This window comes from Streptomyces sp. NPDC091279, from assembly GCF_044757465.1.
GTDB lineage: Bacteria > Actinomycetota > Actinomycetes > Streptomycetales > Streptomycetaceae > Streptomyces.
Window position 1 is genome coordinate 127,175 of sequence record NZ_JBIVVA010000015.1, and the last position, 20,461, is coordinate 147,635.

Sequence of the window (20,461 nt, forward strand, 5' to 3'; positions counted from 1 at the left end):
GAAGCCGGAGTAGGCGAGGGGCCCGGGGCCGCCGAGCACCAGAGCCGTCGGCATGGCCTCGGGCACAGAACGAGAGGAGCACGCAGTGGTCCAGTCCCCGCCCGCCCGTGCGGCGGTGTTCTCGGCCGGTTCCTGGGGCACCGCCGTCGGCAAGATCCTCGCCGACGCCGGTACCGGCGTCGTCCTGCACGCCCGCCGCGCGGAGGTCGCCGACGCGATCAACGGCGTTCACCGCAATCCGGACTACTTCCCCGACCACGAGTTGCCGCCCGCGCTGACCGCGACGACCGACCCGGCCGCCGCCCTCGACGGCGCCGACCACCTCGTACTGTCCGTGCCCGCGCAGCAGCTGCGGCACTGCCTGACCGGGTGGGCGCCGCACATCGGGCCCGGCACGGTGATCGTCTCGCTCATGAAGGGCATCGAGAACGGCACCCGGCTGCGGGCCAGCGAGATCATCCGGGAGGTGACCGGCGTCGGCGCCGAGCGGGTCGCCGTGCTCTCAGGACCCAACCTGGCCCGCGAGATCATGGCGGGACAACCCGCCGCCGCGACGATCGCCTGCGCCGACGAGGACACCGCCCGCCGCTTCCAACAGGCCTGCCGCACCCCGTACTTCCGCCCCTACACCAGCACCGACGTCATCGGCTGCGAGCTGGGCGGCGCGGTGAAGAACGTCATCGCGCTCGCGGTCGGTGTCGCCGCCGGGCTGGGTCTCGGGGCCAACGCCACCGCCACCGTCATCACCCGCGGCCTGGCCGAGGCCACCCGGCTCGGCACCGCGCTGGGCGCCGACCCGCTCACCCTCGCGGGCCTCTCCGGCACCGGCGACCTCGTGGCGACCTGCACCTCCCCGCTCTCCCGCAACCGCACCTTCGGCGTCCTGCTGGGCCGAGGCCTGAGCGTCACCGAGGCGACGGCCGGGACCCGGCAGACCACCGAGGGCGTCACATCGGCCGAGGCACTCCTCGCCCTGGGCCGCCGGCACCGCGTCGACCTGCCGATCACCGGCCTCGTCTCCGGCCTGCTGCACGGGCGCCTCACCCTCGACGAAGCCGTCACCGCCCTCCTGCGACGGCCCCCCAAGCCCGAACGCTGACCCCCACCCCACCCGGATCAGCCCACCGAACGCCCCGGCGGCGCGGTCGGTGGGCTCAACTCGGGCCCGCTGTACGGCTGGAGGCGACGCCCGCCCGTCTCCAGCCGTGAGGTGCGCTCCCGCGAGGAGAGGGCGAACGGCGCCCCGGTGCACCGGCACACCAGCGGCCCCCTCACCTCCTCGTCACATCTTCGTCGCCCCCGCTGCCAGGTCCCGCAGGAAGTGGCGGGAGCCGATGAGGAACACGACGATCAGGGGGACCACGCTCATCAACGCGCCCGCCATCACCACCGCGTAGTCCGTGTTGTAGGCGATGTTGAGGTTGGCAAGGGCGACCTGGAGGGTGACGCGGTCGGGGTCGATCATGACGACCAGGGGCCAGATGTAGTCGTTCCAGAGCTGGATGAACGTGAAGATGCCGAGGAACGCGAGGGCCGGGCGGAAGAGCGGCAGCGCCACCTGCCGGTAGAGGCGGAAGAATCCGGCGCCGTCGATACGGCCGGCGTCGAGGAGTTCGTCGGGCAGGGCGTTGGTGGCGTACTGGCGCATCCAGAAGATGCCGAAGGCGTTGGCCGCGCCGGGCACGACGAGGGCCTTCAGCGAGCCCGCCCAGCCGAACTCGGCCATGGTCACGAACTGCGGGACCAGGGACAGTTGGGCCGGGATCATATAGGTGGCCAGCAGGACGCCGAACAGGATCTTCCGGCCGGGGAACTCGTACTTGGCGAAGGCGAACGCGGCCAGCGAGTCGAAGAACAGCACCAGGACCGTGCCGACGACCGACACCACGACGGTGTTGAAGAGCGAACCGAAGAAGTCGATCCGGTGGATCACCGCCCGCATGTTCTCCAGCAGATGCGGCCCCGGTACCAGGCGCGGCGGATAGGCGTAGATGTCCTGTGTGGTCCCGGACGCCATCACCACCAGCCAGTAGAACGGGAACAACGACACCACCACACCGGCCAGCAGCGTCAGCCGCACGGCGATCCTGGACCGCCTGCTGCCGGAGCCGATGGCGAGAGGGGCGTGGGAGGAGGAGTGGTCAGCGGCCATGGCGGGCCCCCTTGCGCCAGGAGATACGGGGACGGTCCTCGCGTCCGGAGCCGGACACCAGCCGCCAGTTGATGATCGTGAAGACGGCGATGAGAGCGAAGAGCGACCAGCCGATCGCCGCGCCGTAGCCGAACTGGTGGTCGTTGAACGCCTTCTGCCACAGGTAGAGCACGATGGTCATGCCCTGCTGCCCGGGACCGCCGGTGGTGCCGGGGTCGTCGGAGTAGAACAGCACCTGGGACTCGGTGAAGATCTGGAGCCCGTTGATGGTGGACGTGATGACGGCGAACAGGATCACCGGCCGCAACTGCGGCACCACCACCCGGAACAGGGTCTGCCTGCTGTTCGCGCCGTCCATCCGGGCCGCCTCGAACAGCTCGGTCGGCAGCGCCTGGAGACCGGCGAGGAAGATCAGCGCGTTGTAGCCGACCCACCGCCAGATGATCATCAGGGAGAGGGCCGACTTGATCCCGAACGACGACGTCAGCCACCCCACTCCGTCCACACCGACGGCCCTGAGCACCGAGTTGGCAAGACCCGCCTGCGCGAACACCGAACCGAAGACGATCGTCATCGCGACCATCGACGTGACGTTCGGGACGAAGTAGGCCACCCGCAGCGCGGAGGCGTAGCGCACCTGGGAGTTGAGCAGGAACGCGATGGCCAGGGCCAGGAACAGCATCGGGACCGTGGACATGAACCAGATCTCGAAGGTGTTGAGGATCGAGTGCCAGAACACCGCGTCCCGCATCAGCCACGCGTACTGCTGGAGCCCCACGTACCGCATGGCCCCGATGCCGTCCCAGTCCTGGAAGGACAGGTAGAAGGAGAAGACCACCGGGAACGCGCCGAACACGGCGAACAGCACGTAGTACGGGGAGATCGCGAGGTACGGCGGGAGATGGCGCCGCCACCGGCCGCGCGGGGCGTCGGCGCGGGCGCCGCCGTCGGTCCGTTCGCCGCCGTCGGCCGCGGGCACCGGGGCCGTCCCGGTCGCCGTCGCCATGTCAGCTCACCCCCTGCTGGGACAGCGCCGACTCGGCGGCGTTCATGGCGTCCCGCCACGCCTTGTCAGGGTTCTTGCCGAGCGTTTCCACGTTGGTCAGCTCCTGGAAGACGGGGGTGTTGGCGGTGTTCTCGTAGGGGCTGAAGTAGAGGACGGGCGCCTTCTCGGCGGCCGGTCCGAACACGTCGACGGGGATCTGGCCGCCGAAGAACGGGTCGGGCCTGCGCATCTCGGGCCGGGTGTAGACGGCCGGCGTGGTCGGGAACAGCGCCATCTCCTGGTAGGCCTTGAGCTGGTTCTCAGGACCGAGCATCCACTTCAGGAAGGCGAACGCCCCCTGCGGGTCACGGCAGTAGCGGGTGACGGTGAGATAGGAGCCGCCGTAGTTGGTGGGGCCGTCGGGCAGGGCGGTCAGCCGCCAGCGGCCGGAGGTCTTCGGCGCGGTCATCTTCAGTCCGCCCACGTACCAGACCGCCGTGATCATCGTCGCGATCCGGCCATCGCTGACGGCCGCGTTGTAGTCGGGCGTGGAGTCGATGGTGCGGGCGCTCAGCCCCTGCCGGTAGGTCTCCACCGCGAGGTCCCAGGCCCGCTTGACGTGCGCCTGGTCACCGATGAACCGGTTGTCCGCGTCGACGAACTGCTTCGCGCTCTGGTACAGCGCCATCCGGAAGACATAGCTGATCTGCGAGACCAGAAACGGATGTCCGGGCGCCCTCGCCTTCAGCCGCTTGCCGACCTCCAGGTACTTCTCCCAGGTGGCGGTGGCGTCGGCGACCTCGTCGGGCTCGCTGGGCAGCCCCGCCTTCCGGAACAGGTCCCGGCGGTAGTAGAGCGCGGTGGGCCCGGCGTCCAGCGGGAACCCGATCATCCGGCCGCTCGGGCTGATCCCGCTCTTCCACTTCCACGGCAGATACTCCCCCTCGACGGCGTCGGCGCCGAGGTCCTTCAGGTCGAGGAACTCCTGCTCGTCGGGGAAGAACGTGGAGACGTCGGAGTTGGCGGCGGCCAGGTCGGGGACGTAGGCGCGGGCGGCGAGGCTGGTGCGGATCTTCGACCGGTAGTCACCGGCGATCGGCGAGCCCTTGACCTTCAGCCCGGGCACACCGGGTACGCCCCGGGCGGCGGTGGCCAGGAGCTTGTCGCTGAGGGAGCCGTTCCAGTACCAGAGGCCGAGGTGGTCGGTGCCCGCGGAGACCGAGCCCGAGGTGCTCCCGCACCCCGAAAGACCCAGCATCGCGGCGCCCGCACCGCCGAGGGAGGCGCCGAGCAGACGCCTGCGGGAGAGCGGGGGAAGAGGCATGGGCGCGCGCTCGCTTTCCGGAGGAAAAGTGAGGGGGACAACGCTGTCGGTGAGCGCCGTGAACGTTCACGGGAACGTTTCCGATGAGTATTGGGGTGGCTGAAAACGAGTGTCAAGACACCTGCACGGGACGGGCGTTCACAGGTTTCACCTGGTTCGACGGGTCGATCGAGGAGCGTGAAAGAGCGGTCCCGGGCAGGTGTTTCGAGGGGGCGCGGAGAGGTGTCGAGCGGGGCGTACGGGGAGGGCGCCTGCCCGTCGGAACGACGCCGAGGCCGCCGTTGGGCCACAGGGCACCGGGCTGTCGTCGGGCCCTCTCGGGCCGAGGCCCGGGCCTCCGTCGGGCGGCTCTCAGGCCGAGGCGCGGACCACCAGTTCGGGGACGACCCAGGCCTCCGGGCCCGTGAGGGGGTCCTCGCCCGCGCGGAGGCGGGCGACCTGTTCGACCGCGAGCCGTCCCAGGCGCCGTTTGTCGATGTGCAGGGTGGTCAGCGCGGGTTCGACCAGCTCGCCCAGCGAGAGTCCGTCGAAGCCGAGGACGGCCAGGTCGTCCGGGACCCGGCGGCCCGCGCGCCGGGCGGCCCGCATCGCGCCGACGGCGATCAGGTCGTTGAAGCCGACCACGGCCGTCACCCCGGGCCGGGTCGCCAGCAGCTGCGCCATGCCCGCCTCGCCGCCGGTGACGCTGTGCTCGGGGCAGAGCACGATCCAGCTGTCGTCGACCGGCAGCCCGTGCCGCCGCACCTCGTGCGCGAAGGCGGCGCGGCGCCGGCCGGGGATCTCGGGCTCGCCGTCGAGCAGGCCGATGCGGCGGTGTCCGGCGGCGACCAGATGGGCCACGCCCCGCTCGGTGCCGGCGGCGACGTCGATGCCGACGGCGCCGAACCGGGTGCGGCGCGGGTCGCGCTCCAGCACCACCAGCGGAACGCCGCCGAGGTGACGGGCGAGGACCTCGTCGTCGTTGCGGAAGTAGCCGACGACGGCGTCCGCCTGGTGGGAGAGCATGTCGAGGGCGTCACGCTCGCGCCCCGGGTCGGTGCGGGAGTCCCAGACGACGACCTGCCAGCCGCGCTGCTCGGCCGCCTCCAGGACCCCCGCGGCGACCTCGGGGAAGAACGGGTTCATCAGATCCGGGATGACAAGTCCCGTCGTCACCGCGCCCTTGCGGACCAGGCCCCGCGCGAACCGGCTCGGCCGGTAGTCGAGCCGCCTGGCCACCTCCAGGACCCGTTCCTTGGTGGCCGGGTCGATCTCGCCCTTGTCGTTGACCGCGCGGGAGACGGTCTGCCGGGAGACTCCGGCGAGGTGGGCGACGTCGTGGATGGTGGCCCGGCGCCGGGGCCCGTCCGCCCGCCCGGTCCGTGCCCCGCGCTGTTGATCGTCCGCCCGCACGCCGTGCACTGTATCCGGCCAGGGCGGATACGCGCCGTTGTTTTGGGTTCGGCTAGAAGAGGGCGCTGTACGCGTTCAGTGCGGGCTGTCCGCCGAGGTGGGCGTAGAGGACCGTGGAGTCGCGGTCGATCTCGCCCCGGGTGACCAGGTCGATGAGCCCGGCCATGGACTTGCCCTCGTACACCGGGTCGGTCACCATCCCCTCGGTGCGGGCCGCGAGCCGCATCGCCTCCATCGTCGTCTCGTCGGGTATCCCGTACGTCCCGGCGTGGTACCGCTCGTCCAGCTCGATGTCGTCTTCCGTCAACTCCTTTTGAACGTCGATGAGTTGTCCGGTGTTGTGGGCGATCCGGGCGATCTGCTCACGGGTCCTGGCCGGGGCTGCGGAACCGTCGATGCCGATCACCCGGCGCCGCCGGCCGCCCGCCTCCTCAAGCGCGGTGAACCCGGCGACCATGCCGGCCTGCGTGGAGCCGGTGACCGAGCAGACGATCACGGTGTCGAAGAAGACGCCGGTCTGGCGCTCCTGTTCGGCCACCTCGTAGGCCCAGTTGGCGAAGCCGAGCCCGCCGAGGGGGTGGTCGGAGGCGCCGGCCGGGATGGCGTAGGGCTTGCCGCCCGACTCCTCGACCTCCCGCAGCGCCTGCTCCCAGCTCTCCTTGAAGCCGATCCCGAACCCGGCCCGCACCAGCCGGACATCGGCCCCGGCCAGCCGGCTGATCAGGATGTTGCCGACCTTGTCGTAGACGGAGTCCGGCCACTCCACCCAACTCTCCTGGAGCAGCACGCACTTGAGCCCGGCGCGGGCGGCGACGGCGGCGACCTGACGGGTGTGGTTGGACTGCACGCCGCCGATCGAGACGAGGGTGTCGCAGCCCTGTGCGAGGGCGTCGGCGACCAGGTACTCCAGCTTGCGGGTCTTGTTCCCGCCGTACGCGATACCGGAGTTGCAGTCCTCGCGCTTGGCCCACAGGGCGGCGCCGCCGAGGTGCTCGGTGAGCCGGGGCAGCGCGTGGATCGGGGACGGGCCGAAGAGCAGCGGGTAACGCTCGTACGAGGACAGGGACTTGTTGGCTGCGGATGTCATCGTTCCTCCGAAGGGTCAGTCGTCGTGGGCGAGTTGGGCGAGGCTGTGCCAGATCTCGGCGGTGACGCGGACCGCGTCGGCCACGTCACCGCTCGCGCAGGCCTCGATCAACTGCTCGTGCAAGCCCGTCGAACGGCAGTTGCCGCCCTCGCCGAAGCGCCGCCGTTCCAGCCGGCGGATGACGGGGGTGTGGCGGGCGATGGTGGCGGCGGCGGCCCGGTTGCCCGCCACCCGGACGAGAACGTCGTGCAGGTCGTCGTCGGCGCGCAGGGCCGCGTCCACGTCACCCGCGCCGACGGCGTCGGCGAAGCGCTCGTTGGCCGTGCGCATCGCCTCGACGTCGGCGTCGGACAGCAGGGGCACGGCGCCCCGGGTGGCCAGTTCGTGCATGGCCCCGACCACGGCCGCCGCGTCCCGTACGTCGGCGGCGACGACGGGGGTGACCCGGGTGTAGCTCTGCGGCTTGCTCTCCAGGAGACCTTCGTCCACGAGCCGCGCGAACGCCTCGCGCACGGGCGCCCGGGACAGCCCGAGCCGCTCGGCGAGGTCGGCGTCCCGGACCACCGCGCCGGGCTCGATCTCCCCGGCGACGATGGCGTCCCGGATCGATGCGTAGGCCTGTTCCCTGAGCAGGGTGCGGCGGACGGGTCGCAAGGGCTCCATGAACTGAAATGTTAGATGTCAGTCCGCCGTACGACAAGAGCCCGATGATCGCGGGGCAGCGGGCGGGCGGGGCATGAGGGGCGGCCTACGGCGGGAGGGGGAGGCCGCACGGCCTCCCCCTCCGCTCTGCCGGTGCGCCGCCCGGCGGGCTCAACCGGCTTGCTGGGAACGGGCCTTGAACGCGGCCTTGCGGGCTTCCTTGGCGATCCGCTTGTCCGGGTGCAGCCGGCCCATCGCCTCCAGGACATCGGCGGTGGCGGGGTGCTCCACCCGCCAGGCGGCGTCGAAGAAGCCCGCGTGCTGGGCGGCGAGGCCCTGCACCAGGGCGCGCAGCTCCTCGGAGTTGCCCTCGGCGGCGAGCTGGGCGGCGATGGTGTCGATGGTCAGCCAGAAGATGAGGTCCTCGGAGGGCGCGGGCACGTCCCCGTAGCCGCCCTCGGCGAGCCAGACCCGGGCCAGACCGCCGAGTTCGGGGTCGTCGAGGACCTCGCGGAGCGCGGGTTCGGCCCCCGCGCCGACCAGCGACAGGGCCTGCTGGCAGTGCAGCCTGCGCAGCGGGGCGCCGAGGTCGTCACCGCGGGCGGCGGCGAGCAACTCCCGTGCCCCGTCGAGGGGTTCGCGACCGGCCAGCCACTGTTCGGTCTCGGCCCTGGCGGCGCTCTGCGGGTAGGCCGCGGTGCCGTCGAGCAGGACGTCGGCGCCCTTGTCCGCGAGGTCGCCGACGGCCGGTGCCGCAAGGCCCGCGTCCAGGAGCCGGGCCCGGATTCCGTAGCGGCCGAGGGGGGTGAGGCGGACCATGCCGTAGCGGGAGACGTCGGTGTCGTCGAGGGGCGCGGCGGGTTCCTCGTCGGCGTCGCTCATCAGGGCCTCGTCGACGGGCTGGTACGCGACCAGGCCGACGGGTTCCAGGAGCCGGAACTGGTCGTCGAGACGCATCATCGCGTCGGACACCTGTTCAAGGACGTCGTTGGTGGGCTCCCCCATGTCGCTGGGGACGATCATCGAGGCGGCCAGCGCGGGCAGCGGGACGGGGGCGTCGCCGGGGCCGTCCTCGGAGACGGTGAGGAGGTAGAGGTTGCCGAGGACGCCGTCGAGGAAGTCGGCCTCCGCCTCCGGGTCCCAGTCGAGGCCGGACAGGTCGAGGGTGCCGCTCTCCAGGGCCTCGTCGTCGATGAGTCCGTCCAGGTCGGGGACGGTGGCGTCGGCGAGGACGGTGTCGAGGGCGCCGAGCCAGACGGTGAGGATGTCCTGCGGGGCGCCACCGGCCAGCAGGGCCAGCTCCTCGCCCGCGGCGACGGTGCCCTCGTCCTCGTCGACGACCTCCACCAGACCGGTGTCGACGGCGACCCGCCAGGCCTCGGCGGCCTGCGCGAGGGCGTCCTCGCCGGTCAGCGCGAGGGTGTCGACGGCGGCCGGGAGCTGCTCGTCGACGAGTTCGCCCCCGGCGTCGACGCGGGTGTCGGGTCCTGCCCAGCGGGCCAGCCGGGCGGCCCGGGAGAGCAGGGGCGTGGACAGCGCGTCCCGCGCCAGCTCCGTGTCGGAGGTCAGCCGCACCGGCGGCAGGGGGGAGCTGTCTGGCATCGGCTGGTTCTCCTCGGGCCCGGGAAAGTCTCAGCCGCTCAGCCTAGACGGGTTTGGGCGCATGCCGCCCGGTTCACCTCCTGGCCGGCCTGCGTACATGGCTGAAACCTTGACAACGAATGGGGCCAGGAAGGAGATTGACGCGCGTAGAGAGGAAAAGGACTCCCTGTCCACCGCACTTTCTACGCGCGTCGCCACCGCCCCCACCGGTCGCGGCTCCCGACGTACCCGCACCACTCGTCCCGGCGCCCCTGATGTTCCCCGGAGGGATCACGTTGCCGAGCAAGTCTTCCGCCCGCCACGCCGCGCTCACTGTCGCCGTCGTCTGTTCCGCCGCGTCCACGCTCGTCCTGACCGCGCCGGCGCACGCCGACTCGGTGCGCATCCATGACATCCAGGGCACCACCCGGACCTCCCCGTACGCGGGTCAGCAGGTCAGCGGGGTGCCCGGGATCGTCACGGGGGTGCGGACCTACGGTTCCTCGAAGGGCTTCTGGTTCCAGGACCCGAACCCGGACAAGAACCCCGCCACCAGCGAGGGCGTCTTCGTCTTCACCAGCTCCGCCCCCAAGGTCGCCGTCGGCGATTCCGTCACGGTGACCGGTACCGTCTCGGAGTACGTCCCCGGCGGCACTTCGTCCGGAAACCAGTCCGTCACGGAGATCACCAAGCCCACGGTCACCACCGTCTCCACGGGCAACGAGGTCCCCGCCCCGACGGTGATCGACTCCCGCTCGGTGCCGTCCCGTTACACCCCGGCGGGCGACAGCGCGGCGAACGGCTCGGTCAACGCGCTCACCCTGCGTCCCGCGCGGTACGCCCTGGACTACTACGAGTCCCTGGAGGGCATGAACGTCCAGGTCAAGAATGTCCGGGTGACGACGGCGACCGACCCGTACGCCGAGCTGTGGGCGACGGTGAAGCCGTCCGAGAACCGCAGTGAGCGCGGCGGTTCGCTGTACGGCTCCTACGACTCCCAGAACACCGGCCGGATACAGATCCAGTCGCTGGGCGCCACGGCCGACTTCCCGGTGGCGAACGTCGGCGACACCCTGTCCGGCGCCACGACAGGACCGCTGGACTACAACCAGTTCGGCGGCTACACCCTCGTCGCGAGCGAGCTGGGGACGCTGAAGAGCGGCGGTCTGAAGCGGGAGACGACGAAGAAGCAGGCGCGGGACGAGCTGGCGGTCGCCACCTACAACGTCGAGAACCTGGACCCGTCCGACACCACCTTCGCCGCGCACGCGTCCGCGATCGTGAACAACCTGCGCTCGCCCGACGTGGTGTCCCTGGAGGAGATCCAGGACAACAACGGCGCCAAGGACGACGGCACGGTCGCCGCCGATGTGACGGTGAACAAGCTGATCGACGCGATCGTCGCGGCGGGCGGCCCCAGGTACCAGTGGCGTTCGATCGACCCGGTCAACGACCAGGACGGCGGCGAGCCCGGCGGCAACATCCGTCAGGTGTTCCTCTTCAACCCGGAGCGGGTCTCCTTCACGGACCGCGCGGGCGGCGACGCGACCACCGCGGTCGGCGTCACCACGGTGCGCGGCAAGGCCCGGTTGACGGCCTCCCCGGGCCGGATCGACCCGGCGAACGCGGCGTGGGCGAACAGCCGCAAGCCGCTGGCCGGCGAGTTCGTCTTCCACGGCCGGACGGTCTTCGTGATCGCCAACCACCTCAACTCCAAGGGCGGCGACCAGGGGCTGACGGCGCAGTACCAGCCCCCGACGCGCAGCTCGGAGACCCAGCGGCACGCGCAGGCGACGCTGGTCAACACGTTCGTCAAGAGCATCCTGAAGGCGCAGAAGAACGCGGACGTGATCGCCCTCGGCGACATGAACGACTTCGAGTTCTCCGGCACCGCCAAGGTTCTGGAGGACGGCGGCGCGCTCTGGTCGGCGATCAAGTCCCTGCCGAAGAACGAGCGGTACACCTATGACTACCAGGGCAACCAGCAGGTCCTCGACCAGATCCTGATCAGCCCGGAGATCCGTCGGGACCGCGCGTTCTCCTACGACAGCGTGCACATCAACTCGGAGTTCCACGACCAGATCAGCGACCACGACCCGCAGGTGCTGCGCTTCCGCCCGTAGCCCCCGTAGCCCCCGTACCTCTCGGGCACGACCGCAGGGCCGGCCGAACGTCTCGTTCGGCCGGCCCTGTCGGCGTTCTCGGCGCCCCCGGTCAGTCGGCGGCCAGCCCGAGGACGTGGTGGTACCGGCGGACCGTGCCGCTCTTGAGTCCCGGCCAGGTCTGGACGCGCCGCCAGCGGTCGGCGGGCGAGCCGATGCCGTCGCCGGGGACGGCGAGGGCGTCGATGTGGTCCTGGGCGCTCTCCCACTCGGCGTAGTTGAGGACGCGGGCGCCGTCGGTGCTGAGGTGGACGTGGGTCGATATGGCACCGGGGTGCGGGGCGGGGTCGTGGGTGAGCGCGTCGGCGACGGCGTCGGCCCAGGCGCGCTGCCGCTCGGGGTCGGGCCCCTCGAAGTCGACGTCCACGACGACCACGCACCCGGGCACCCGCCCGCCCCGGTCGGCGGGGCCGAGGCTGCGGTAACGCCGGAACCGTCCGAGGCCGAGCCGTTCGATGCCGGGAACGGCGGTGTCGATCGCGTCGTTGCGTTCCTGGCGGTGGATCTTCACGAAGGTCGCGTGGGCCGGTTCCGAGGCCCACTGGGAGTAGTGCAGGACGGTGGCGCCGTCGAGCCCGGCGTAGACGTGGTAGCTGAGCAGGTCGGCGCTGGGCCAGGGCCGGGACTCCCAGGTCCGGGCGATCGCCTCGACGGCCTCCGCCTGGCGCCCGTCCACCCGCCAGGAGCTGACGAAGACGGCGGCGGCGCGGGGATCGGTGTGGTCGGGGTGGGTGTCGATGCGGTGTGTCATGACCCCAGCCTGTGATCTCAAGTGAAGTTGAGGTCAAGGGCCCCGAGGGAAGATCTCCGTGGCGTCCGGCGCCCCGGACCCACGGGAGCGCCCCGCCGGTGCTGCTCGGCGGGGCGCTCGGGTGCGGTGCGCAGGTGGTGGACCGGCGTGCGGTGCGGCTCAGTTGTGGGCGTGCAGGATGTCGTTCAGACCGCCCCACTCGGCGTTGTTCGGGACGGCCTGCACGGAGCCGGTGACCGAGTTGCGGCGGAAGAGGATGCTGTTCGCGCCGGACAGCTCGCGGGCCTTGACGATCTGGCCGTCGGGCAGCGTGACCTTGGTGCCGGCGGTGAGGTAGAGACCCGCCTCGACCACGCAGTCGTCGCCGAGCGCGATGCCGACGCCCGCCTCCGCGCCGACCAGGCTGCGCGCGCCGATGCGGACGCGTTCCGTGCCGCCGCCGGAGAGGGTGCCCATCGTGGACGCGCCGCCGCCGATGTCGGCGCCGTCCTCCACCACGACCCCCTGCGAGATGCGGCCCTCGACCATGGAGGTGCCGAGGGTGCCGGCGTTGAAGTTGACGAAGCCCTCGTGCATGACGGTGGTGCCGGCCGCGAGGTGGGCGCCCAGGCGCACCCGGTCGGCGTCGGCGATGCGGACGCCGGCCGGGGCGACGTAGTCCGTCATGCGCGGGAACTTGTCGACGCCGGAGACCGAGAGGTGCAGGCGGTGCGCGCGGGCGGCGAGCCGGACCGTCTCCAGGGTGTCCACGGCGACCGGGCCGAGGGAGGTCCAGGCGACGTTGGCGAGGTGGCCGAAGATGCCGTCGAGGTTCTGCTCGTTGGGCCGGACCAGGCGGTGCGAGAGCAGGTGGAGGCGGAGCCAGACGTCGTGCGGGTCGAGGGGCTTGTCGTCCAGGGAGGAGATGACCGTACGGACCGCGACGATCTCCACACCCCGGATGGCGTCCGTGCCGAGGGCCTGCACGCCGTGCTCGCCGAGCAGCTCACGGGTCCGGTCGGCGTCGAGCCGCTCGGTGCCGGCCGGGCCGGGCTCCCCGGTGAGTTCGGGCGCGGGGAACCAGGTGTCGAGGACGGTGCCGTCGGCGGCGATCGTGGCGAGGCCGGCGGCCACGGCGCCGGTGGTGCGAGGAGCAGTCGTGTCGGTCATGAGGGCAACCTAACCGGCCGGGGCGGGCGGAGGCGAACTCGCGGCAGCGGTGTCTCAGGAGCCGGTCCGCCGCCCCCGCGCACCGGCGAGAACCGGTCCGCCCCCGCCCCGAGGGGCTGCGGGCTACGGCGTGGTCACCGCGCTGCCCCGGGCGTTGTAGACGACGGCGTCGTCGCGTGCGCCGTAGCCGCGGAAGACCTCGATCGCCTCGTCCCGCAGGACCCCGCGCACCACCTCGATGCCCCGCTCGTCGAACTGCTCGGCCCAGTCCTCGCGCATCGGGCCCTCGTCGAAGCCGGTGAGGACCTCGACCTCGGGCCCGTCCCCGGCGATCAGCAGCCGCCGTACGCCCGACCACATGGCGGCGCCGTAACACATCACGCAGGGGCGCCAGTTGACGACGAGTTCGAGGTCGGGGCCGCCGGGCGCGCCGAGGTCCCAGGCGGCGAGGCGGGTCTGGGCGAGGGAGAGGGCGACGACCTCGGCGTGGGTCGAGGAGAGCCCGGAGGCGAGGACGAGGTTCACGCCGGCGGAGACGATCCGTCCGGTGCCGCTCTCCACCACGAGGGCGGCGAAGGGGCCGCCGGTGTCCTCCCGGTGGTTGCGTTCGGCGAGCCGGTTGACGAGCCGGACCCGGTCCTCGTCGGTGGGCAGCGTCTCGGGTATGTCGGCGAGTTCGGCCGGGACCCAGTCGGGCAGCCGGGCGCCGAAGGAGGTCGCGAGGGCGGATGTGTCCATGGTGCAGCAACTCCGTGGGGTGCGGGGGCGGTTCAGAGGCCGAGGACGAGTTCCGGGGTGCGGGCGCGGGAACAGCACAGGGTGATCTGCGTGTTGGCGGCGTGCTCCTCGGGGGTCTGCACGTCGTCGCGGTGGTCGGGTTCACCGGCCAGGACCGGGGTGAGGCAGGCGCCGCACATGCCCTGTTCGCAGGAGAGCTCGATCTCGACGCCGTGGTCGGTGAGCACCTCCGCGATCGTCCGGTCGGCGGGAACGGCGTAGCAGGCGCCGGTGGAGGCGATGCGCACGCTGAACTCGCCGTCGTCGGTTGGCTGTTCGTCGGTGCGGGCGGCCGGGGCGAAGCGTTCGAGCCGGATCTGCCCGTCCCGCCAGCCCAACTCCCCGGCCCGCTCGGTCACATGGGCCATGAAGCCGGCGGGTCCGCAGACATAGACCGCCGACTCGGCGTCCGGGGCGTGCAGTTCGGCGGGGAGTCCGGCGCGCACGCTGTCCCCGGCCGCGCTGTGGTGGACGGTGACCCGGTCCGCGAAGGGCGCCTCCCGCAGCCGCTCCAGCAGGGGCGCGTCCGCCTCGCCGGTCGTGTAGTGGTGCAGGGTGAAGGCGGCGCCCCGGGCGGCCAGGGTCTCCGCCATGGAGAGCAGCGGGGTGACGCCGATGCCGCCCCCGAGCAGGATGTACCGCTCGGCGTCGACCAGTGCGAAGAGGTTGCGGGGGGCCGAGATCCGCAGCCGTTGCCCGACGGCGATGTCCCGGTGCATCGCCTGGGAACCGCCGCGCCCGGTGTCGTCCCGGCGGACGCAGATCAGGTAACGGTCCTTCTGCTGCGGGGAGTTGAGGAGGGAGTAGGAGCGGACCAGGGAGGGTCCGAGGTGGACGTCGACATGGGCGCCGGCCTCGAAGGGCGGCAGCGTGCCCCCGTCGGCGGCGCGGAGTTCGTAGCAGCGGCTGGCGCCGGAGGAGGAGGCGAGGGAGATCGCGTGGACGACGGTGTCGAGGGTCTGCGTGGTCACCGGTGCCCCCTTATGCCGTGAAGAAGTGGCTGAGGCCCAGGTCGCGCAGGCCGCGCCGGTAGGCGATGGAGCTGCGGTCGGCCGGGATGTGCACTTCGAGTTTCGGGTCGAGGGGGAGGTTCTCGGGTTTCTGGACCTCGACGATGACCCGGTCCTCCTCGAAGACCGTCCGGTTGAAGTCGTATACGCCCTGCACGGGTTGGTCGGTGTCGAAGTCGCGGGCGATGGGGGCGAACATCCGGGTCATCCGGGCCGACACCGGGGAGGCGGCGTTCATGATGTTCAGCCGGCCGCCGCCCGGGAAGTGCACGACGAGGGTGGCGGTGAAGGGCAGGTGCACATCGAAGTGGCGCAGCCACTGGAAGCCGGGCGGGGCCTGGAGGTCGCTGTCGTGCGCGTAGTTGGAGACGGTGCTCCAGTAGTCGACGGAGAACCCCTTGTCGTGCCGGACGGGCGCGTAGTCGGGCACCTCGGTGTTGTCGGGGTCCCCGAAGGAGTCGAGGTGGACGAAGCCGAAGTGGGCGACGTCCAGGAACCCTTCGAGCTGCCGCCCCGCGAACGCCGCGATGTCGATGCTGGGGCAGGTGATCTGCTGGAACCCGGGCTCGTCCCAGTGCGCCATCGCCGGGATGTCGGGAGCGGCGTCCGGCTCCGGGCGCAGACACGTCCACACCAGGCCGTAGCGCTCGACGACGGGGTAGGAGCGCAGGTTGAGGCGGGCCGGGATCTTCGAGGCGGGGTGCGCGGGAACGTCCGTGCAGCGCCCGCCCGCTCCGAAGCGCAGGCCGTGGTAGGGGCAGCGGATGCCGGTGCCGTCACCGGCGGGGAAGCCCTTGCTGAGCGGGACACCGCGGTGCGGGCAGATGTCGTTGGCGACGACGGTCTGGCCGTCGGCCCGGTAGACGACGAGGGTCTCGTCGAGGAGCCGCACGGAGACAGGCTCGTCGCCGATCTCACGGGACAGCGCGACCGGGTACCAGTACCGGGCGAGGATCGCCCAGTCGTCGGGGTCGAAGGTGCACTCACGGGGCAGGGCCGGAGCGGAAGTCGAGGTCGGGGCGGCGGGCCGGGACACGGCAGCAGTGGTCATGAAGGGTCCTCGTACGGAACCCGGCCGAAGACGTCACGGGGACGCGGGGCCGGTCAGGGGAAGGGAGGCTCAGCGGGAGGGAACGGCGCTCGGGCGCGCGCCCTCGTGCGGTCCCTCATGGCCGTGGGCCACCCGGCCGCGCGTCCACGCCGACCGGTGGACGCGTGCGCGGAGGTCGCCGGCTCGTCCGGGTTCCAGACTCATCGCACGCCACCTCCCTCACCGCGGTCTCCCGCACCGGCCCTGGCCTCCCCGCACCGCAGGGGGCTCCGTGAACCGACAGTGACGGACGGCCGTCTCACGCCCGTTCCGAGATCGTTAACTCCACGTTTCGCCACCCGTGCCGACATCCCGGACCGGCACGACCCCGGTCCCGTGCCCGGCACCCGGCGATCTCACCAACTACCCTGTGCACAAAGCCCGTTGGACCTTCTCGCCTTCTACACTGAGCATCCCCCACCGAGAAGGCACCCCGGCACCGGCTCGCTGAAACGGCCAGCGGAAACGGCTCCCCGCACCCCTCCCGCTCCACTAGTGTTTCACCGCTCACTCACGTCCCCCTCACATCCCCGGCCGCCGCCTCGGGCGCCGCTGGAGGAATCCCGTATGCCTGAAAACACCCCCCGACCGCCGCAGCACCACCCCTGGGAGACCGGCTGGACCGACACCTCCCGGGCCCCCGGGACCCGGCGCCTGTGGCTGGCGGGCGGGCTCGCCCTGGCCACGGTCGTCGGCTGCGCCACCTCGATCGCCGTCATGGACCGGGGCGCCGACCGCACCGCACAGGCCACCGACGCCCCCTCGCCCTCCGACCCGGTGAACGACCCAGGGCTGATCTCCTTCGGCTCGCCCTCCCCGACCGACGCCCCGTCCCCCTCGGGCGGCAAGAACGGAAAGGGCGGCAAGGCCGACGGGGACGACAAGGACGGCGAGGACGACGCGGGCGGCGACGCCCCGCAGACCGCCGGCACCCCGACTCCGGACTCCCCCGCCGGTGCCGAGCCGTCCACGTCCCCTGTCCCGCACCCCAGTTCAGCGGCGCAGCCGAAGCCGACCGTCGCCTGGCGCTCGGTGCGCTCGACCAACTTCCCCTACCGCTACTGGCAGGTCGACGGCGGACTGGTGAAGCTGGCCCAGGCCAACTCCGCGTCGGAGCGCCGCAATGCGACCTTCAAGCTGGTCAAGGGCCTGGCCGACGGCGCCTGTTACTCCTTCGCCACGGCCGACGGCAGCTATCTGCGCCACCGTGCCTTCGTGCTGCGCTCCGAACGGGACGACGGCTCGGCCCTCTTCGAGAAGGACGCCACCTTCTGCCCCCGCGCCACGTCGGTCTCCGGCGCGGTCCGGCTGGAGTCGGTGAACTTCCCCGGCCGCTTCCTGCGTCACCAGCACTTCCGGCTGCGCCTCGACCCGTTCCGCGCGGACGCCGGATACCGCGCGGACTCGACGTTCCGCCTGGTGGACGGGGTGGCCTGAACCCGGCCCAGACCTCCTGAGACGACGAGAAACGGCCATACCCGGAGGGAAGATCCCTCGGGTATGGCCGTTTCTCGTACCGCTCGTGCCACGCTCAGACGTTGAACCCCAGCGCGCGCAGCTGCTCGCGGCCGTCGTCCGTGATCTTGTCCGGGCCCCACGGCGGCATCCAGACCCAGTTGATGCGCAGTTCGTTCACCAGGCCCTCGGTGGCCGACTTCGCCTGGTCCTCGATGACGTCCGTGAGCGGACAGGCCGCCGACGTCAGGGTCATGTCGATCGTCGCGATGTTCGCGTCGTCGATGTGCACGCCGTAGATCAGCCCGAGGTTGACGACGTCGATGCCCAGTTCGGGGTCGACGACGTCGAGGAGGGCCTCGCGGACCTCCTCCTCCGAGGCGGGCTTGATCTCCATGGTCTCGGTGTCGCTCATGCCGTCTTCCTTTCGAACGCCTGGGCCGTCGCGTCCTTCCAAGCCATCCAGCTCAGCAGCGCGCACTTGACCCGGGCCGGGTACTTGGAGACACCGGAGAACGCCACCGCGTCCTCCAGCACGTCCTCCATCGCGTCGTCCGGCTCGATCCTGCCCTTGGACTGCATCAGCTCCAGGAACGTCTCCTGGATCTTCTGCGCGTCCGCCAGGTCCTTGCCGACCAGCAGGTCGTTCAGCACCGACGCCGAGGCCTGGCTGATCGAACAGCCCTGGCCCTCGTAGGAGACGTCGGCGATCGTGGTGCCGTCGTACTTCACGCGCAGGGTGATCTCGTCGCCGCACGTCGGGTTGACGTGGTGCACCTCGGCATCGCCGTCCCGCAAGCCCCGCCCGTGCGGGTGCTTGTAGTGGTCCAGGATGACTTCCTGGTACATCGAGTCAAGCTTCACGGTGTCAACTCACGCCCCTCAGCCGAAGAAGTTCCGTACGTGCTCCAGACCGTCGACCAGTGCGTCGATCTCGGCCGGCGTGGAGTACAGATAGAACGACGCTCGGGTGGTCGCGGGAATTCCGTACCGCAGGCAGACCGGACGCGCGCAGTGGTGGCCGACCCGGACCGCGATGCCCTCCTCGTCGAGGACCTGACCCACGTCGTGCGGGTGGATGTCGCCGAGCGTGAAGGAGATCGCCGCGCCCCGGTCCTCGGCCGTCGTCGGGCCGATGATCCGCAGATCGGGGACCTCGGCCAGGCGGCGCACCGCGTAGTCGGTCAGCGCGTGCTCATGGGCGAGGATCTTGTCCATGCCGATGGCGTTCAGATAGTCGATCGCCGCCCCGAGCCCGACCGCCTGCGCGACCGGCGGGGTGCCCGCCTCGAACTTGTGCGGGGCGGGAGCGTACGTCGACGAGTGCATCGACACCGTCTCGATCATCTCGCCGCCGCCGAGGAAGGGCGGGAGATCCTCCAGCAGCTCCTGGCGGCCCCAGAGGACGCCGATGCCGGTCGGGCCGCACATCTTGTGCCCGGTGAAGGCCACGAAGTCGGCCTGGAGCGCCTGCACGTCCAGCGGCATGTGCGGGGCGGCCTGCGAGGCGTCGATGCAGACCAGCGCGCCGACCTCCTGCGCCCGGCGCACGATCGCCTCGACCGGGTTGAGGGTGCCGAGGATGTTGGAGACCAGCACGAAGGAGACGATCTTCGTCTTCTCGGTGATGATCTCGTCGATGTTGGAGAGGTCGAGGCGGCCGTCGTCGGTCAGCCCGAACCACTTCAGCTTCGCACCGGTGCGCTGCGCGAGCAGCTGCCACGGCACGATGTTGGAGTGGTGCTCCATCTCCGTGATGACGATCTCGGTCTCGTGGTCGACCCGGTAGGGCTCGTCGGCCCAACCGAGCATGTTGGCCACGAGGTTGAGCGACTCGGAGGCGTTCTTGGTGAAGATCACCTCGTCGCGGGAGGGCGCGTTGATGAACGCGGCGACCTTGTCCCGCGCGCCCTCGTACAGCGCCGTGGCCTCCTCGGCGAGCACATGCACACCGCGGTGGACGTTGGCGTTGTAGCGCTCGTAGTACTCGTTCAGGGCGTCCAGCACCTGGCGCGGCTTCTGCGAGGTCGCCGCGTTGTCCAGGTACACGAGCTTCTTACCGTCGTGGACCGTGCGGTCCAGGATGGGGAAGTCCTTGCGGAGCGCCTCGGTGTCGAGGAGGCCCGGCAGCAGCGTCACGCGGATACGCCACCCTTCGTGGTGTAGCTCTCGTAGCCCTCGTTCTCCAGCTTGTCGGCGAGTTCGGCGCCGCCGGACTCGACGATCTTGCCGCCCGAGAAGACGTGGACGTAGTCGGGCTTGATGTAGCGCAGGATGCGCGTGTAGTGGGTGATCAGCAGGGTGCCGACCTCGCCGGACTCGCGGACGCGGTTCACGCCCTCCGAGACGATCCGCAGGGCGTCGACGTCGAGGCCGGAGTCGGTCTCGTCGAGGATCGCGACCTTCGGCTTGAGCAGCTCAAGCTGGAGGATCTCGTGGCGCTTCTTCTCACCGCCGGAGAAGCCCTCGTTGACGTTGCGCTCGGCGAAGGCGGGGTCCATGTTGAGGCGCTGCATGGCCTCCTTGACCTCCTTCACCCAGGTGCGCAGCTTGGGGGCCTCGCCGCGGATCGCGGTGGCGGAGGTGCGCAGGAAGTTGGAGACCGAGACGCCGGGGACCTCGACCGGGTACTGCATCGCCAGGAACAGGCCCGCGCGGGCGCGCTCGTCGACGGACATCTCCAGGACGTCCTCGCCGTCGAGCAGCACGGTGCCGCCGGTGATCGTGTACTTCGGGTGACCCGCGAGGGAGTAGGCGAGGGTCGACTTGCCGGAGCCGTTGGGGCCCATGATGGCGTGCGTCTCGCCCTGCTTCACGGTCAGGTCGACCCCCTTGAGGATCTCCTTCGTGGCGTTGTCGGCCTCGACGGTGACATGCAGGTCTCGGATTTCAAGCGTTGCCATG

The 20,461-nt window shown here is 71.1% G+C and carries 19 protein-coding genes; 3 read left to right on the forward strand and 16 right to left on the reverse strand.

Annotated elements, in window-relative coordinates; genetic code table 11:
• The first annotated feature begins 52 nt into the window (after window positions 1-52).
• Entirely contained in the window at window positions 53-1,099 is a 1,047-nt protein-coding gene (locus tag ACIQOU_RS31995; protein WP_401542493.1) for an NAD(P)H-dependent glycerol-3-phosphate dehydrogenase, read from the forward strand.
• A 183-nt stretch (window positions 1,100-1,282) separates the two neighbouring features.
• Here the strand turns inward: ACIQOU_RS31995 and ACIQOU_RS32000 are convergent, their stop codons facing one another.
• From ACIQOU_RS32000 to ACIQOU_RS32030, 7 genes are all read right to left on the reverse strand, one after another.
• Window positions 1,283-2,152 (reverse strand): carbohydrate ABC transporter permease, encoded by an 870-nt coding sequence (locus tag ACIQOU_RS32000; RefSeq protein WP_401542496.1) that lies wholly within the window; start codon window positions 2,150-2,152, stop codon window positions 1,283-1,285.
• A complete protein-coding gene (locus ACIQOU_RS32005) occupies window positions 2,142-3,158 on the reverse strand; it encodes a carbohydrate ABC transporter permease (protein WP_401542499.1) in 1,017 nt (338 codons plus the stop codon). Before ACIQOU_RS32005 ends, ACIQOU_RS32000 begins: the two co-directional genes overlap by 11 nt.
• A 1-nt stretch (window position 3,159) precedes the next feature.
• The gene (locus tag ACIQOU_RS32010) at window positions 3,160-4,461 is read right to left on the reverse strand and encodes an ABC transporter substrate-binding protein (protein ID WP_401542502.1); all 1,302 of its coding nucleotides are present in this window, start codon (window positions 4,459-4,461) and stop codon (window positions 3,160-3,162) included.
• Between the two features lie 351 nt (window positions 4,462-4,812).
• Entirely contained in the window at window positions 4,813-5,862 is a 1,050-nt protein-coding gene (locus ACIQOU_RS32015) for a LacI family DNA-binding transcriptional regulator (RefSeq protein WP_401542504.1), read from the reverse strand.
• 43 nt (window positions 5,863-5,905) lie between these two features.
• The gene (locus tag ACIQOU_RS32020) at window positions 5,906-6,940 is read right to left on the reverse strand and encodes a 1-aminocyclopropane-1-carboxylate deaminase (protein ID WP_401542507.1); all 1,035 of its coding nucleotides are present in this window, start codon (window positions 6,938-6,940) and stop codon (window positions 5,906-5,908) included.
• A 15-nt stretch (window positions 6,941-6,955) separates the two neighbouring features.
• Window positions 6,956-7,603, reverse strand: a complete 648-nt coding sequence (locus tag ACIQOU_RS32025) for a GntR family transcriptional regulator (RefSeq protein ID WP_401542509.1) — start codon at window positions 7,601-7,603, stop codon at window positions 6,956-6,958.
• A gap of 150 nt (window positions 7,604-7,753) precedes the next feature.
• Entirely contained in the window at window positions 7,754-9,184 is a 1,431-nt protein-coding gene (locus ACIQOU_RS32030; protein ID WP_401542512.1) for a hypothetical protein, read from the reverse strand.
• A gap of 275 nt (window positions 9,185-9,459) precedes the next feature.
• Between ACIQOU_RS32030 and ACIQOU_RS32035 the strand changes: the two genes are divergently transcribed.
• A complete protein-coding gene (locus ACIQOU_RS32035; RefSeq protein WP_401542514.1) occupies window positions 9,460-11,286 on the forward strand; it encodes an endonuclease/exonuclease/phosphatase family protein in 1,827 nt (608 codons plus the stop codon).
• 91 nt (window positions 11,287-11,377) lie between these two features.
• Here the strand turns inward: ACIQOU_RS32035 and ACIQOU_RS32040 are convergent, their stop codons facing one another.
• The 5 genes from ACIQOU_RS32040 to ACIQOU_RS32060 all read right to left on the reverse strand — a co-directional run bounded on the left by ACIQOU_RS32040 (window position 11,378) and on the right by ACIQOU_RS32060 (window position 16,063).
• A complete protein-coding gene (locus ACIQOU_RS32040) occupies window positions 11,378-12,076 on the reverse strand; it encodes an antibiotic biosynthesis monooxygenase (protein WP_401542517.1) in 699 nt (232 codons plus the stop codon).
• A 159-nt stretch (window positions 12,077-12,235) separates the two neighbouring features.
• On the reverse strand, window positions 12,236-13,225 hold the full coding sequence (gene dapD / locus ACIQOU_RS32045; protein ID WP_401542520.1) for a 2,3,4,5-tetrahydropyridine-2,6-dicarboxylate N-succinyltransferase: 990 nt from the start codon (window positions 13,223-13,225) through the stop codon (window positions 12,236-12,238).
• A 123-nt stretch (window positions 13,226-13,348) separates the two neighbouring features.
• Window positions 13,349-13,963: a nucleoside deaminase gene (locus ACIQOU_RS32050; protein ID WP_401542522.1), complete on the reverse strand. Its 615-nt coding sequence runs from the start codon at window positions 13,961-13,963 to the stop codon at window positions 13,349-13,351.
• Between the two features lie 32 nt (window positions 13,964-13,995).
• Entirely contained in the window at window positions 13,996-14,973 is a 978-nt protein-coding gene (locus ACIQOU_RS32055; RefSeq protein WP_401542525.1) for a PDR/VanB family oxidoreductase, read from the reverse strand.
• A 10-nt stretch (window positions 14,974-14,983) separates the two neighbouring features.
• Window positions 14,984-16,063: a Rieske 2Fe-2S domain-containing protein gene (locus ACIQOU_RS32060; RefSeq protein WP_401542528.1), complete on the reverse strand. Its 1,080-nt coding sequence runs from the start codon at window positions 16,061-16,063 to the stop codon at window positions 14,984-14,986.
• A 606-nt stretch (window positions 16,064-16,669) separates the two neighbouring features.
• On the opposite strand from ACIQOU_RS32060, the gene ACIQOU_RS32065 reads away from it, so the two are divergent.
• Complete coding sequence (locus ACIQOU_RS32065) at window positions 16,670-17,539, forward strand: AbfB domain-containing protein (protein ID WP_401542531.1); 870 nt, start codon at window positions 16,670-16,672, stop codon at window positions 17,537-17,539.
• Between the two features lie 94 nt (window positions 17,540-17,633).
• Here ACIQOU_RS32065 and ACIQOU_RS32070 read toward each other — a convergent pair whose 3' ends face one another.
• Genes ACIQOU_RS32070 through sufC form a run of 4 tightly spaced genes read right to left on the reverse strand, consistent with a single transcriptional unit; the run spans window position 17,634 to window position 20,460 of the window.
• Entirely contained in the window at window positions 17,634-17,972 is a 339-nt protein-coding gene (locus tag ACIQOU_RS32070; protein WP_401542533.1) for a metal-sulfur cluster assembly factor, read from the reverse strand.
• Window positions 17,969-18,421, reverse strand: coding sequence for a Fe-S cluster assembly sulfur transfer protein SufU (gene sufU / locus ACIQOU_RS32075; RefSeq protein ID WP_401542535.1), 453 nt, complete (start codon window positions 18,419-18,421; stop codon window positions 17,969-17,971). The genes ACIQOU_RS32070 and sufU overlap by 4 nt, the downstream gene beginning before the upstream one ends.
• Before the next feature lie 18 nt (window positions 18,422-18,439).
• A complete protein-coding gene (locus tag ACIQOU_RS32080) occupies window positions 18,440-19,696 on the reverse strand; it encodes a cysteine desulfurase (RefSeq protein ID WP_401542538.1) in 1,257 nt (418 codons plus the stop codon).
• Window positions 19,693-20,460, reverse strand: coding sequence for a Fe-S cluster assembly ATPase SufC (sufC, locus tag ACIQOU_RS32085; protein WP_401542541.1), 768 nt, complete (start codon window positions 20,458-20,460; stop codon window positions 19,693-19,695). The genes ACIQOU_RS32080 and sufC overlap by 4 nt, the downstream gene beginning before the upstream one ends.
• Window position 20,461 lies beyond the last annotated feature (1 nt).